This is a genomic window from Catenuloplanes sp. NPDC051500, assembly GCF_044454585.1.
Taxonomy (GTDB): Bacteria; Actinomycetota; Actinomycetes; order Mycobacteriales; family Micromonosporaceae; genus Catenuloplanes.
In genome coordinates this window covers 31,162-44,800 of the sequence record NZ_JBITDX010000026.1, presented here as the reverse complement: position 1 = coordinate 44,800, position 13,639 = coordinate 31,162, and the positions used below count along the sequence as shown (strand labels likewise).

The following is a 13,639-nucleotide window of genomic DNA, read 5'->3' as shown; positions in this document are numbered from 1 at the left end:
CACCGTCCGCCGGGAGGCGGTGCCGGTGCACCCGACTGCTCACCCGCCGTCGCCCGGACGGACCAGGCCGGTGTCGTAGGCGATGATGACGGCCTGGACGCGGTCGCGCGCGCCCACCTTGGCGAGGACCCGGCCGACGTGCTTCTTCACTGTCGACTCGGTCAGGACCAGGCGTTCGGCGATCTCGGTGTTGGTCCAGCCCTGGCCGATCGCGACGAGCACCTCGTGTTCGCGGTCGCTGAGCGTGGCCAGGCGCGGATCAGCCTCCGACTGCGGGGCGGCGTCCCTGGTGTACGCCTCCATCAGCCGCCGGGTCAGCCGTGGCGCGACGACCGCGTCCCCCGCCGCGACCGCGTGGATGCCCGCGACCAGTTCCTCCGGCCGGGCGTCCTTGAGCAGGAAGCCGCTGGCCCCGGCACGCAGGCCGGCGTAGACGTACTCGTCGAGGTCGAACGTCGTCAGGATCAGCACCCGGGTGCGCCCGCCGAGTGCGACGATCCGCCGGGTCGCCTCGATGCCGTCCATCCCGGGCATGCGCACGTCCATCAGGACCACGTCCGGGCGCAGCTCCGCCGCCATCCGGACCGCCTCGCCGCCGTGCCCGGCCTCGCCGACCGAGGACATGCCGGGCGTGCCCTCAAGCAGCATGGCGAAGCCGAGGCGCTGCAGCGGCTGGTCGTCGACGATCAGGACTGTGGTCATGCCAGCGCCGACGCGGGACGGTCGTTGAGCAGCGTCTCGACCTGCCAGCCGCCGGACGCGTGGCGCCCGGCCACCACCTCGCCGCCGTAGAGCCCGGCCCGCTCCCGGATGCCGGTCAGGCCGTGTCCGGGCTCGTCCCCGACCGGCGGCGCGAACCCGGCGGACGGGCCGGTGTCGCGCACGCTCACCCGTACCGTGTGATCCTCTGCGGTGATCGAGATCGTCGCGGCGGAGCCGGAGCCGGCGTGCTTGAGCGTGTTCGTCAGCGCCTCCTGCACGATCCGGTAGACGGTCAGCTGCAGGCCGCCGCCGAGCGCGCCGACCTCGCCCGTGGTGCGGTAGTCGACGGTCAGGCCGGCGGCGCGGACGCGGCGGACCAGGTCGTCGAGGTCGGCGACGCCGGGTTGCGGGCTGAGCCGGGCCGCGGTGGTGCCGTCGCGCAGCACGCCGAGGACGCGGCGCAGCTCACCGAGGGCCTGGCGGCCGGTCTCGCCGATCAGGCGCAACGGTTCGGCGGTGGACTCGCCGCGGCTTGCGGCGAGCACGGCGCCGCCGTCCGCGAGACCGATCATCACTGACAGATTGTGACCGACGATGTCGTGCATCTCGCGCGCCACCCGGGAGCGTTCGGCCGCGGCGGTCAGGCGCTCGCGCTGGTCGCGCTCGACCTCGAGGCGATGTGCCCGGTCCTCGAGCGCGGACAGGTAGGCGGCGCGGGTCCGGACGGTCAGCGCGAGCGCGACGGCCGCGGTCCCGGTGCCGAGCATGAAGAACATGCCGGTCCACGGGTGCTCGACCGGCAGCAGCACAAGCATGCCGACGCCCACCATGGCCACCACCACCCCGCAGAACCAGGCGAGGGTACGCAGGTTGCCGTAGCGGGCCAGCGCGTAGAGCGCCAGCAGCATCGCCATCCCGGCCTGCATCCAGGCGCCGGCCAGCCAGACGCCGAGGTTGACAGTGAGGATCACGGCGAGCACGACGGCCGGGGCCCTCCGGCGCCACCAGAGCGCGACAAGCAGCACGCCGACCAGCGCGCCGGTGACCGAGGGCGGCAGCGAGGCGAACTCCTCGCTGCCGAACGGGCCGCCGACCGCGCCGTGCTTGTCGCCGAACAGGTCGCGCAGCCCGGACAGGATGACCGGGACGGTGACCAGCAGGTCCAGCACCCAGGGCCGCCGCCGTCCGGCGGCGGCCAGTCTCTGCTGCGCCCGCAGCAGCCAGGTGTCGTTCATCCCGCTCATTCTCTCTTACGCGTCCGTCTTCACCAGCCGGTACGCGGCCGCGGCGAGCGTGACCGCCACCCAGCCCGCGAAGATCGCCAGTCCGGTCCACGGCCGGTCCGAGGTGGTCGACATGATCTCGCTGCCCGCGTTGCTGGGCAGGTAGCCGTCGATCGCGTCGTACCAGTCGGACGGCAGCAGCATCGCCAGGCCGGGCAGGATCAGCAGGCCGCCGGCGAGGATCGCGATGCCACCCGCGCTTGAGCGCACGAGCGTGCCGAGCGCCACCCCGAGCACGCCGACCAGGCCCAGGTAGAGGCCGGCGCCGAGCAGGCTGCGAAGCACGTTCTCGTCGGAGAACGCCATGGCAACGGTCTCCCCGGACAGGATCGGCAGCCCGATCGCGAACGCGGCGAGCGCCCCCACCGCACCGACGATCATGGCGATCAGGCCGTAGATCAGGGCTTTCGCCCAGAGGACCGGAAGACGCGCGGGTACGGCCGCGAGCGTGGCCCGGACCAGCCCGGTGGTGTACTCACCCGCGCTGACCAGCACGCCGAGCACGCCGAGCGCAAGCGACGCGAACGTGGTGCCGGAGATCGCGATCGACACCGCGTCCAGGCCGTCCGGTCCCAGCGGTCCGGGCGGGCCGACCTCGCCGCCGGTCGTCGGCGAGTAGGCAAGCGCCGCGATCGCGCCCAGCGCGCCGATCAGCAGCAGCGAGACGCTGAGCGTGATCCAGGACGAGCGCAGCGACCAGAACTTGGTCCACTCCCCCGCGAGCACGCCGCGGAACGTCAGCCGGTAGGTGCCGGCAAGCGGCCGGACGGCGGTGATCGTGGTCATGCGGGCACACTCCCGTACTCGACGCTGTCTCTGGTCAGGTCCATGAACGCGTCCTCCAGGGACGCGGTGCGCGTGGTCAACTGGAACAGCGGCACCCCGTGCGCGCTGGCGATCGCACCGATCTCCCGCGCGTCCATGCCCGTCACGTCCAGCTCGCCGTCAGTGCCGGAGGCCACGCTCACCCCCGGCCGGGCCAGCAGCGCGCGCAGCCGGTCCGCCTCGTCGGTGCCGACCCGCACGCCGCCACCGGCGCCGGTGATCAGCTCGGCGGTGCTGGTGTCCGCGAGCAGCCGCCCCTTGCCGACGACCACCAGGTGATCCGCGATCAGCGCGGTCTCGGCCATCAGATGCGAGGAGAGCAGCACGGTCCGGCCCTCCGCGGCGAGTCCGGACAGCAGCCCGCGTACCCAGAGCACGCCTTCCGGGTCGAGGCCGTTGACCGGCTCGTCAAGCATCACCACGGCCGGGTCGCCGAGCAGCGCGGCCGCGATCCCGAGCCGCTGGCCCATGCCGAGCGAGAACGCCCCGGCCCGCTTCCCCGCCACAGCGGTCAGGCCGGCCACCTCAAGCACCTCGTCGACACGGCTCCGCGGGATGCCGTGCGTGCGGGCCAGCGCCAGCAGGTGACTGCGGGCACTGCGGCCCGGGTGCACCGAGCGCGCCTCCAGAAGCGCACCGATCTCACGCAGCGGCGCCGCGTGCTCCGCGTAGCGCCGCCCGTTGACTGTGACGCTTCCGGACGTGGGCCGGTCCAGCCCGATGATCATCCGCATGGTGGTGGACTTCCCGGCCCCGTTCGGCCCGAGGAACCCGGTCACCTGCCCCGGCTTCGCCGTGAACGTCAGCCCGTCCACCGCGACCTTCGGCCCGTACCGCTTGCTGACTTCCCGCACCTCGATCATGCCCGGCCCCCTCGCTGTGTGTTCCGCATGAACCCACGCTATGAGCGGCCGTCCCCCGATCCCTGGTACCGAAGGCGACTCTCTGCGCCCCCGACTGGTACCCCGGTACCACCGCATTCCTCTTCCCACTCTGTGGGTGGTCGCGGCCCGCATGCTCCCGCGGGCTCCAGCCCCGCCGTGCCCCGGAAAACCCACACCCGTGCCAGCCGGACGAGTCGGCTGGTGCCGGAGCCCGGCGCGCTGACTGACAGCGCCGATGGTGACGCCCTCGGTTACGCTCTGGGCATGCGACTGATCGGGCTCCTCGGCGGCATGAGCTGGCAGTCGACCGCCGAGTACTACCGGCTGCTCAACGAGATGACCGCGGAACAGCTCGGCGGCCTGCACTCCGCCCGCTGCCTGCTCTACTCCGTCGACTTCGCCCCCATCGAACGCCTCCAGGCCGACGGCCGGTGGGCGGATGCGGCATCGGAGCTCGGCCGGGCCGCCCGTGCGGTGGAGGCGGGCGGCGCCGAACTGCTCGTCCTGTGCACGAACACGATGCACAAGGTCGCCGCCGAGGTGCAGGCGGCGGTGAACATCCCGCTGCTGCACATCGCGGACGCGACCGCCGCGGCCGCGCTGGCCGCCGGTGTGCGGACCGTCGGGCTGCTCGGCACCCGCTTCACGATGGCGGAGCCGTTCCTTGCCGACCGCCTCGCCGCGCACGGCCTGCGCGTGCTGGTACCGAACAGCCAGGACCAGCGCCTGGTCAACGACATCATCTACGGCGAGCTGTGCCTTGGCGTGGTCCGGCCGGAGTCGCGGGCGGCGTACCGCGGCGTGATCCGGCGCTTGGAGACCGCCGGCGCGAACGGCATCATCTTCGGCTGCACCGAGATCGAACTGCTTGTCGACCAGAGCGACAGCGGCGTCCCGGTCTTCGCCTCGACCCGCCTGCACTGCGCGGCCGTGGTCGAGGCGGCGCTGTCCGTCTAGAACCGCCGCGGACTGGTACAGGCGCCGTCCGGCGTGCTGGTGGCCATGATCCGAAGTGTAGGTCCAGGCGCCCCTCCCACATGGGGGCGCCTGGACCGGCCGGGGTGGGCTGCTACAGCCCGGTGCGGCGACGGTGACGGCGCGGCCGCAGCGGCACCGCCATGCCGCCGGGGCGCTGACTGCCGGACCGGGCCGCAGGTGTACGCGGCGCCGGCAGCACGGCCGGGAGCACCAGGTCCGGGTCGGCCGCGAGGATGCGGCGGTGGGCGGCCTGCAGCGCGGCGCCCGGGTCGATGCCCAGCTCGTCCGCGAGGAGCACACGGACGTGCTGGTAGACCGCGAGCGCGTCGGCCTGACGGCCGGCCTGGTAGAGCGCGAGCATCAGCAGCTCGTGCACGCGTTCGCGGAGGGGGTGCTCGTCGGCGAGCGCCATCAGCTCCGGGATGATCTCGTCGGCGTGTCCGAGTTCGACCTCGGCGGCGAGCAGGTCGATGCGCGCGCCGAGAATCTGCTGCTCCAGGCGGGTGCGCTGGGCCTCGGCGTACGGGCCGCCGGCGCCGGACAGCGGCCGGCCCTGGTGCAGGACCACCGCCGCGCGCAGCGACTCGGCCGCGCCGGCCGTGTCCCCGCGGCGGCGAGCGTCCCGGGCATCGGACACGTGATCGAAGAAAACGGTTACATCGATGGCGTCGCGATCGACCGGAAGCGCATAGCCACCACCGATCGACACGATCGTGGCCGCGTCCCGCAGCAGCGTGCGCAGGCGCGACAGATAGGTGCGGACGGTGTTGACGGCGCTACGCGGCGGCTCGTCCCCCCAGACGGCCGCCACCAGCTCGTCCACGGTCACCATCGCGCCCTCGCGCAGCAGCAGCGCGGCCAGCACGGTCCGCTGTTGCGGCGAGCCGAGCGGCAGCTCGGTGCTGCCGTCCCAGGCCCGTACCGGCCCGAGCAGCGCGAAACGTATCCCCCCAGATGACATCTCTCTGTATCCCCCCAGATCCCACACGTCGTCCGTCCACCGGTAGTCCGGTGGACGTTATGCACGTTAGGGGGATGGACAGGTCAACCACTGAGCAAAAACTGAACGCGCCGGTCAGAGGGCCGAGATCAACCGGTCGTCAATGAGCTGTCTATCCGGCGGTGGTGGTTTGAGGCTCATGACCATTCCGGCCGCACCGGCCCGTTCCGCCGACATCCTGACGGCCGCCCTGTCCAACGACTCGCACGCCATCGCGTTACGGTTCGGCGATCGCGGCTGGACGTGGCGCGCGTTCAGCGCGCGGGTACGCGCGGCCGCAGGCATGCTCGACACGCTCGGCGTGCAGCCCGGCGACCGGGTGGCACACCTGAGCGGGAACGGGCCGGCCGTGCCTGAGATCGCGCTCGCCTGCGCCTGGATCGGCGCGGTCTACGTACCGATCGGGGCGCGGTCGACCGAGGGCCAGGCCGCCTACATCGTGGACGACTGTGCGGCGCGGGTGCTGCTCTGCGGCGACGGCCGGGCGGACCGGATGCGCCGGGTCCGGGTGCTGATGCCGCAACTGCGCAAGCTGATCGACATGGAGCGCAGCTACGAGATGCTCCTCGCGGACGCCCCGCCGGCCACCCCCCGGGCCGTGATCACCGGCGACGAGGCGTTCTGCCAGCTGTACGCGTCCGGCCGCACCGGCTTCCCGCGCGGCGCGGTCATCACGCACGCCTCGATGGCCGCGGTCTGCGACACGCTCGCGGACGCGATCGGCCTCGACTCCACAGGCGTCAGCCTGATCGCCGCGCCGATGTCCCGGGTGGCCGCGTTCTCCCAGACCCTGATGGGGGTACGCCACGGCGCGCAGACCGTGATCCTCCCCGAGGTGACTGCCGCCGCGGTGCTGGACGCGATCGCGGAGTCGCGGGTGACACACACGTTCGTGGTGCCGACGCTGCTCGCCGCGATGGCCGCCGAGTCCGGCGCCGCACAACGGGACCTGAGCAGCCTGGTGAACCTCGCGTACGGCGGCGCCCCGATGCCCCCGTCGATGATCCACGCCTGCGCATCGGTGCTGCGCGTCAGCCTGCTGCAGGTCTACGGCGTGACCGAGGCCGCGGGCGCGATGACAGTGCTGCGCCCGGCCGACCACCTCGACGACACCCGCATCTCCTCGGTCGGACGGCCGCTGCCGGGCGTACGGCTGCGGATCACCGGCGGCGAGGTCGGCGAGGTGCAGGTGTCGACGCCGCGCGCGATGAACTCCTACTGGGGGCACCCGGAGGACACCGCCGCCGTGCTCACCGAGGACGGCTGGCTGCGCACCGGAAACACCGGATACCTCGACGCGGACGGCTACCTCTACCTGACGAGTTGACCGGCCCGCAACAGGTCCACAGAGGATCCCGACACGTTCCGTGATCGGTGTAGGGTCGCGGTCACCAGTGACGACATCGTCTTACGGAGGCCTCTCGGTGGAACGTCGTGGCGACGAAGCGCGCGGGGATGATCTGCGGACCGACCGGGCGCACGGCGCCCGGATCTACGACTACATCCTCGGCGGCAAGGACAACTTCGCCGTCGACCGCGAGGCCGGCGAGAATTCGCTCAAGATCTGGCCCTCGCTCAAGGTCCACATGCAGGCGAACCGGTACTTCATGCACCGTGTGACGCGTTACCTGGCCGCCGAGTGCGGCATCACGCAGTTCCTCGACATCGGCACCGGCCTGCCCACCCCGCCGAACCTGCATCAGATCGCGCAGTCCGTCGACCCGACCGCCCGGGTGGTCTACACGGACAACGACCCGCTGGTCCTCGCGCACGCCCGCGCGCTGATGCTCGGCACCGAACAGGGCGGCACCGCCTACATCTCCGCCGACATGCGCGACCCCCAGTCGATCATCACCGCGCCGGAGTTCCAGCGCACGCTCGACCTGAACAAGCCGGTCGGCCTGCTGCTGATCGCGATCGTCCACTTCATCGAGGACGACGCGGAGGCGCTGCGGGTCGTCCGCCAGGTCCTTGACGTGCTGCCCTCCGGCAGCTACCTCGCGATGTCCATCGCCACCGACGAGTTCGACCCGGCCCCGCTGGCCCAGGTCGCCCGCGAGTACAACCGCCTCGGCGAGACGCTCATCTTCCGCGACCGCCCGGTCGCGCTGAGCTTCTTCGACGGCCTGGAGATCGTCGAGCCCGGCCTGGTCCAGGTGCACAAGTGGCGCCCGGACGGCACCGAGGCCCCCGACCTCCAGGACAAGGACATCGCGATGTACGGCGCGGTCGCCCGCAAGCCGTAACACCATGGATGGGCTGCGCCGGCGGCACAGCCCATCCGTGCACGGCAGGCAGCCCGAGCGCCCAGGGGAGTGCCCGGATGTAGCCTGCCCGCGGAACTCCGGACAGTGCTTTCAGGCGGCGAAGGCTGCCGCCAGGCGGGCGCGGAGGAGGTCGGCCGGTGGGTGGTAGACGCCGTCGAGGCGGTGCAGGGCGCGGGCGCGGTAGTGGGACGCCGGGCCGGTGGCGCCGAGGCGGGCGTGGCAGCTGGCCAGGCGGACAAGCAGTTCGGCGGTGATCCACCCGTCGTTGTGCTGGAGGGACAGCGCGTGGGTGTAGGCGTCGGCGGCGCCGGGCAGGTCGCCCGCGTGTTCGCGGAGGCGGCCGATCTGCATCCAGCCGACCTGGACCTGGTGCCAGTTCCCGATGCTCTCGTGGATCGCGATGCCTGCGGTCCGTTCGGCGACAGCGGCCTCGACGTCGCCGGTGCGGTGCATGACGCGAAGTGCCGTGAGGCGGTAGGTGAAGCCGAGCATGTCGCGGGCGTGGGTGGTGCGCGGGTCGGTGCGGCCGGGTGGGCCGTTGCGGTCGAGGCCGATCAGGAGTGTGCGGATCTCGTCGGCGTATCCGGCGGCCCGTTCGATGCTGGCGCCGTCCGGCCAGTCGTCGCGTTCGGTGAGCGCGCTGCCCATCCCGCCGAGGCCGATTGACGTGCGGATCGGGTCGTCTGTCTCGCGGCCGACGTCGGCGGTCAGCGACCATTCGCGGTAGGCCTGGCCGTGGTCGCCGACGCGGTGGTGGCAGTTGCCGAGCACGTTGTGCAGGTAGCCGCGCCACCAGGCGTCGCCGCCGCGGCGGGCGACCACGAGCGCGCGCCGGGCGAGCGGGATCGCCTCGTCCCAGCGGCCGAGGTGGTCGAGGAGGAAGCCGTTCAGGCCCCAGCAGAGCTGCAGCATGTAGCGGTCGAGGCCTTGCTTGTCCGCGGCCTCGGCGGCGGCGCGCAGGTTCTCCCGCTCGGCGGTGAACCAGGCGACCGCGTCCGGCAGGTCCGCGGGCACGACCGGGACCACGCCGCCGGCGGGAGGATCAAGGTCGAGCTGCCGGCGGTACGGGTTGGCCAGCCGGGCGGCCGCGACAAGCGAGTGCAGGTAGTGGTCGAGGATGCGTTCCAGCGCGGTCTCGTCGCCGGAGATCTCCGCGGCGTAGGCCCGGACCAGGTCGTGTGCGGCGTACCGGCCGGGGCGGGGTTCGCTGAGCAGTTGCGCGTCGGTGAGTTCGCCGAGCAGCGCAAGCGTGCGGGCCGGGCCGGTGCCGGCGACGCTGATCGCGGTGGCGAGCGCCACGTCCGGCCCGGGGTGCCGGCCGAGCCGCCGGAACAGTGCGGCCGCGTCGGAGCTCAGCCGCCGGTAGGACCAGGAGAACACGGTGCGCACGTCGCGGCCGGCGTTGACCGCGGCGAACGCGTCCAGCCCGTCCCGGCGGCGCAGTTCGGCCGCCACCATGGCGAGCGTGAACGCCGGGCTGCGTTCGGCCCAGGCGGCGCAGATGGCAAGTGCCAGCGGCAGCCCGCCGCACATCCGGATGATCTCCGCGGCGGCCCACGGCTCGGTGTCGACGCGGTCCCGGCCGAGGCGGGCGCGCAGGTAGCCGAGCGCGTCGGCGTCGCTGAACACGTCCAGGCCGATCGAGCGCGCGTCCTCGTCGACCGCGAGCCCGCCGAGGTAGCTGCGGCTGGTGACCAGCACCGCACAGCCGGCCGCGCCGGGCAGCAGCGGGCGGACCTGCTCGTCGTCGCGCGCGTTGTCCAGCACCACGAGCACGCGACGGCCGGCGAGCACGCTGCGGTACAGCGCGGCGAGGCTGTCCAGCGTGGACGGCTGATTGGCGCGGGGCACGCCGAGCGCCTCCAGGAAGCCGTGCAGCGCCTCGGCCGGCTCCAGCGGCGTGCCGCTCGGTGCGAAGCCGCGCAGGTCCACGTAGAGCTGGCCGTCCGGGTAGCGGGGCGCGGCCCGGTGCGCCCAGTGCAGTGCCAGGCTGGTCTTGCCGACGCCGCCGAGTCCGCCGACCACCACAAGCGGGCGCGGGCCGGCGACCGCGTCCAGCCGGGCGAGTTCCGCGGCACGGCCGGTGAACGCGGCGGGTGAGGTGGGCAGCTGGGCGGGCCGGATCGGCGCGGCCCGCAACGCCTGGTGTGCGTCGCGCAGCAGCGGGCCGGGCTCGATGCCGAGGATCCGGATCAGGTCGGAGCGCGTCTCGCGGTAGTGCTCAAGCGCCTGTTCGGTGCGCCCGGCCGCGGCCAGCGCGTGCAGCAGGCGGGCGTGCAGGCCCTCGTCGTAGCGGTGCCAGGTCACGGCCCGTTCGAGTATCGGCGCGAACACGGCCGCACGGTCGCGGGCGAGCGCGATGTCGGCCGCCTCCACAAGTGCTGTCGCGTGGTCGCGGTCCAGATCGGCGAAGACCGGGTGTGCGCGGGCCTCCGGTGGCAGCCCGGTGGCGGCCGGCCCGGTCCAGAGGCTCAGCGCGGCCGCGTAGGCGTCCACCGCCGCGTCGGCGCGCCCGGCCGCGTGCAGCTCCCGGGCCTGGGCGAGGAACGTGCGGTAGCGGCTCAGGTCCGAGTCGACTGTCAGCCGGTAGCCGGCGGCGGTGCGTCCGATCGGCCCGGCCACCCGGCGCAGGCGGGACACGTACTGCTGCACGGTCGCGGCCGCGGCCTGCGGTGGGTCGCCGGACCAGAGCACGTCCGAGATGAGCCCGGCAGCGACCGGTTCGCCCGCGGCGGCGATCAGCACGGCCAGCAGTGTGCGCTGCTGCGGTGAGCCCAGCTCAAGCTCCGTGCCGTCGCGCAGCCCGCGGACCGGGCCGAGCACCTCGAACCAGGCCGGCACCCGGGTCAGCGCTCCGCCGACTCGTAGGCGTCGAGCCGGGCGCGGAGCTGATCCGCGTACGCGTGGTAGACGCCGTCCGCGAGCCGCCGGGCGCGAGCGCGCAACCGCCCGGCCGCGGCCCGGTCGCCGAGCCGGGCGTGGCTTGCGGCAAGCGACACCAGCACCTCGATGCCGCTCCACTGCCAGCGCTGCATCAGGGCGAGGCTGCGCTCGTACGCCTCGATCGCCTCCGCGTCCTTGCCCACGTGCTGGTAGATGCGGCCGACCAGCTCCCAGCCCCAGCCCTCGCGCGCCCAGTTGTCGACGCTGCGGTGGATGTCGATGCCGCGCCGCAGCTCGGCCGCGGCCGCCTCCACGTCGCCGGTGCGGTGCAGGATCCGCAGCGCGAAGAACTCGCAGGAGATGCCGAGCAGCTCACGGGCCCGCACCGTGTACGAGTCCGGCCGCCCGGGCGCGGCCTCGCTGTCCAGGTGCGCGCACAGCTGCACGGCCTCGTCCGCGAACGCGGCGGCGCGCTCGATCTCGTCACCTGTCGGCCAGCGCCCGTGGTCGGTGAGCGTGCTCGCCAGCCCGGCCAGCCCGACCGCGGTCCGGACCGGGTCGTCCGCCTCCCGCCCCACCTTCACGGCCAGCGACCACTGCCGGTACGCCTCCGCGAAGTCACCGAACCTGTGGTGGCAGATGGCCAGCGCGTTGTGCAGGTAGCCGCGCCACCAGAGCGAATGCTGGCGTTCGGCCGCCGCGAGCGCACGCCGGGCCGCCGGGATCACCTCGTCCCACCGGCCGAGCTGGTCCATCAGGAAGCCGTTCAGACCCCAGGCGAAGTACCACAGGTAGGGGTCGAGGCCGTGCTGTTCGGCCGCGTCCATGGCGGCGCGGATGTTCTCACGTTCCTCGCCGTACCAGGCGAGCGCCTCGTCCGGGTCGCGTGGCGTCAGCGGGCGCACGCCGTCGGCGGGTGTGCCGGGGTCGATCGGCGCGCGCAGCGGGTTGACCAGCTGCGCGCCGGCGATCAGCGAGTGCAGGTAGTGGTCGAGCGTGCGGCGCAGCGTCTCCTCGCGCTCGTCCGGCTGGCCCAGCTCGGCCGCGTACGCCCGGACCAGGTCGTGGGCGCCGTACCGGCCGGGTCGCAGTTCGGTGATCAGGTGCGCGTCGGTCAGCTCGCCGAGCAGGCTCAGCGTGTCGGCCGGCGAACGCCCGGCCACGCTTGCCGCGGTATCGAGCGCGACGTCCGCGCCCGGGTGCATGCCGAGCCGCCGGAACAGCTCGGCCGCGCCGGGCGTGAGCCGCCGGTAGGACCAGGAGAAGACGGCGCGCACATCCCGGCCGGAGGCGACGCCGGCGAACGCGTCAAGCCCGGCGCGCCGCCGGATCTCGGCTGCCACCGTGCCGAGCGTGAACGCGGGGCTGCGCTCGGTCCACGCCGCGCAGATCGCCAGCGCAAGCGGGAGTCCGCCGCACACCTCGATGATCTCCACGGCCGCCTCCGGTTCCGCGTCCACCCGCTCCTTGCCGAGACGGGAGCGCAGATAGCGGTACGCGTCGGCGTCGCTGAACACGTCAAGCCCGATCGAGCGCGCACCCTCGTCGACCGCGAGCCCGCCCAGGTAGCTGCGGCTGGTCACCACGACCGCGCAGCCGGCCGTGCCGGGAAGCAGCGGACGGACCTGCTCGTCGTCGCGCGCGTTGTCAAGCACGACCAGGATCTTCCGGCCGGCCAGCACGCTGCGGTACAGCGCGGACAGCCCGTCCAGTGTGGACGGCTGGTTGCCACGGGGCACGCCGAGCGCCTCAAGGAAGCCGTGCAGCGCCTCGACCGGCTCCAGCGGCGGGTTACGCGGCGCGAAGCCACGCAGGTCCACATAGAGCTGGCCGTCCGGGTAGTCGTGCATCACCCGGTGCGCCCAGCGCAGCGCGAGCGCGGTCTTGCCGACGCCGCCCAGCCCGCCGACCACGACAAGCGGCATCGCGGCCTCGGCAAGCGAGTCGAGGCGGTCCAGCTCCACGTCGCGGCCGCTGAACGAGCCGAGGTCGGCGGGGAGGTGCGCCGGGCGTACCAGCGCGGGGCCGGGGTTCTCCCGCACGGCGGGCGCGGGTGCCGGGTCCGGTTCGGCCAGCAGCTCGCGGTGCGCGGCCTGCAACAGCGGGCCGGGCTCGATGCCCAGCTCGCCGACAAGTCGCTCCCGGACCTCGCGGTACCTCATCAGCGCGTCGGCCCGGCGGCCGGCGGCGGCGAGCGCGCGCATCAGGTGCGAGTGCAGGCCCTCGTCGAACGGGTGCCAGCCCGCGGCGCGGTCCAGCGCGGGCAGCAGGCCGGCGGCGTAACCGCAGTTGAGTGCGTCCTCCGCGGCCTCGAACAGCACCATGACGTGCTCGCGGTCGAGGGCGGTGAAGACCGGGTGCTCGCGGGCCTCCGGCGGCAGGTTCGCCGCGGCCGGGCCGGTCCAGAGCGCGAACGCCTCCCGGAACAGCGCGCCGCCGGCGGCCTTGTCGGTCTGGTAGATGTGGTGGGCGCGGCCGATCAGCCCACGCCAGCGCAGCAGGTCGACCTGGCTCTCGTCGACGGCCAGCTGGTAGCCGCCGGCAGTGCGGCGGATGATCCCGCCCTGGTCGCGTGCGGCCCGGTCCGGCTCGATGATCTTCCGGAGCCGGCTGACGTACTGCTGCACCGTGGCCGCCGCGGCCACCGGCGGGGCGTCACCCCACAACACGTCAAGAATCGTGGGTACGCCGACCGGCTCACCGGCCGCGGCCAGCAGCACCGCGAGCAGGGTGCGCTGCTGGGGCGGCCCGAGCTCCAGCTCCACACCGTCCCGGCGGCCCCGCACCGGGCCGAGCACCTGCAACCACATGTGCGTG

The 13,639-nt window shown here is 73.4% G+C and carries 10 protein-coding genes; 3 read left to right on the top strand and 7 right to left on the bottom strand.

Annotated features, from left to right (window positions below):
• Positions 1–39: 39 nt before the first annotated feature.
• From ACIA8K_RS35415 to ACIA8K_RS35400, 4 genes are read right to left on the bottom strand one after another with little or no spacing between them, the layout of a single operon-like run.
• Positions 40–702: a response regulator gene (locus ACIA8K_RS35415; RefSeq protein WP_396067431.1), complete on the bottom strand. Its 663-nt coding sequence runs from the start codon at positions 700–702 to the stop codon at positions 40–42.
• A complete protein-coding gene (locus ACIA8K_RS35410; RefSeq protein WP_396067428.1) occupies positions 699–1,937 on the bottom strand; it encodes a sensor histidine kinase in 1,239 nt (412 codons plus the stop codon). Before ACIA8K_RS35410 ends, ACIA8K_RS35415 begins: the two co-directional genes overlap by 4 nt.
• A 15-nt stretch (positions 1,938–1,952) precedes the next feature.
• The gene (locus ACIA8K_RS35405) at positions 1,953–2,771 is read right to left on the bottom strand and encodes an ABC transporter permease (protein WP_396067426.1); all 819 of its coding nucleotides are present in this window, start codon (positions 2,769–2,771) and stop codon (positions 1,953–1,955) included.
• A complete protein-coding gene (locus ACIA8K_RS35400; protein ID WP_396067423.1) occupies positions 2,768–3,673 on the bottom strand; it encodes an ATP-binding cassette domain-containing protein in 906 nt (301 codons plus the stop codon). Before ACIA8K_RS35400 ends, ACIA8K_RS35405 begins: the two co-directional genes overlap by 4 nt.
• Before the next feature lie 285 nt (positions 3,674–3,958).
• Between ACIA8K_RS35400 and ACIA8K_RS35395 the strand changes: the two genes are divergently transcribed.
• Positions 3,959–4,651, top strand: a complete 693-nt coding sequence (locus ACIA8K_RS35395) for an aspartate/glutamate racemase family protein (RefSeq protein WP_396067420.1) — start codon at positions 3,959–3,961, stop codon at positions 4,649–4,651.
• A gap of 112 nt (positions 4,652–4,763) precedes the next feature.
• Here ACIA8K_RS35395 and ACIA8K_RS35390 read toward each other — a convergent pair whose 3' ends face one another.
• Positions 4,764–5,633 (bottom strand): BTAD domain-containing putative transcriptional regulator, encoded by an 870-nt coding sequence (locus tag ACIA8K_RS35390; RefSeq protein ID WP_396067418.1) that lies wholly within the window; start codon positions 5,631–5,633, stop codon positions 4,764–4,766.
• Between the two features lie 178 nt (positions 5,634–5,811).
• Here ACIA8K_RS35390 and ACIA8K_RS35385 point away from each other — a divergent pair, with 178 nt between their 5' ends.
• Both ACIA8K_RS35385 and ACIA8K_RS35380 read left to right on the top strand, forming a co-directional pair.
• Positions 5,812–6,999: an AMP-binding protein gene (locus ACIA8K_RS35385; protein WP_396067415.1), complete on the top strand. Its 1,188-nt coding sequence runs from the start codon at positions 5,812–5,814 to the stop codon at positions 6,997–6,999.
• Between the two features lie 97 nt (positions 7,000–7,096).
• Complete coding sequence (locus tag ACIA8K_RS35380) at positions 7,097–7,918, top strand: SAM-dependent methyltransferase (protein ID WP_396067412.1); 822 nt, start codon at positions 7,097–7,099, stop codon at positions 7,916–7,918.
• A 111-nt stretch (positions 7,919–8,029) separates the two neighbouring features.
• Here the strand turns inward: ACIA8K_RS35380 and ACIA8K_RS35375 are convergent, their stop codons facing one another.
• Positions 8,030–10,780: a BTAD domain-containing putative transcriptional regulator gene (locus ACIA8K_RS35375; RefSeq protein WP_396067409.1), complete on the bottom strand. Its 2,751-nt coding sequence runs from the start codon at positions 10,778–10,780 to the stop codon at positions 8,030–8,032.
• A 5-nt stretch (positions 10,781–10,785) separates the two neighbouring features.
• On the bottom strand, positions 10,786–13,632 hold the full coding sequence (locus tag ACIA8K_RS35370; RefSeq protein ID WP_396067407.1) for an AfsR/SARP family transcriptional regulator: 2,847 nt from the start codon (positions 13,630–13,632) through the stop codon (positions 10,786–10,788).
• Positions 13,633–13,639 lie beyond the last annotated feature (7 nt).

Excerpts from the sequence above, each read along its gene's own strand:
- ACIA8K_RS35415 (WP_396067431.1), bottom strand. The coding sequence starts at position 702 with ATGACCACAGTCCTGATCGTCGACGACCAGCCGCTGCAGCGCCTCGGC.
- ACIA8K_RS35410 (WP_396067428.1), bottom strand. The coding sequence starts at position 1,937 with ATGAACGACACCTGGCTGCTGCGGGCGCAGCAGAGACTGGCCGCCGCC.
- ACIA8K_RS35405 (WP_396067426.1), bottom strand. The coding sequence starts at position 2,771 with ATGACCACGATCACCGCCGTCCGGCCGCTTGCCGGCACCTACCGGCTG.
- ACIA8K_RS35400 (WP_396067423.1), bottom strand. The coding sequence starts at position 3,673 with ATGATCGAGGTGCGGGAAGTCAGCAAGCGGTACGGGCCGAAGGTCGCG.
- ACIA8K_RS35395 (WP_396067420.1), top strand. The coding sequence starts at position 3,959 with ATGCGACTGATCGGGCTCCTCGGCGGCATGAGCTGGCAGTCGACCGCC.
- ACIA8K_RS35390 (WP_396067418.1), bottom strand. The coding sequence starts at position 5,633 with ATGTCATCTGGGGGGATACGTTTCGCGCTGCTCGGGCCGGTACGGGCC.
- ACIA8K_RS35385 (WP_396067415.1), top strand. The coding sequence starts at position 5,812 with ATGACCATTCCGGCCGCACCGGCCCGTTCCGCCGACATCCTGACGGCC.
- ACIA8K_RS35370 (WP_396067407.1), bottom strand. The coding sequence starts at position 13,632 with ATGTGGTTGCAGGTGCTCGGCCCGGTGCGGGGCCGCCGGGACGGTGTG.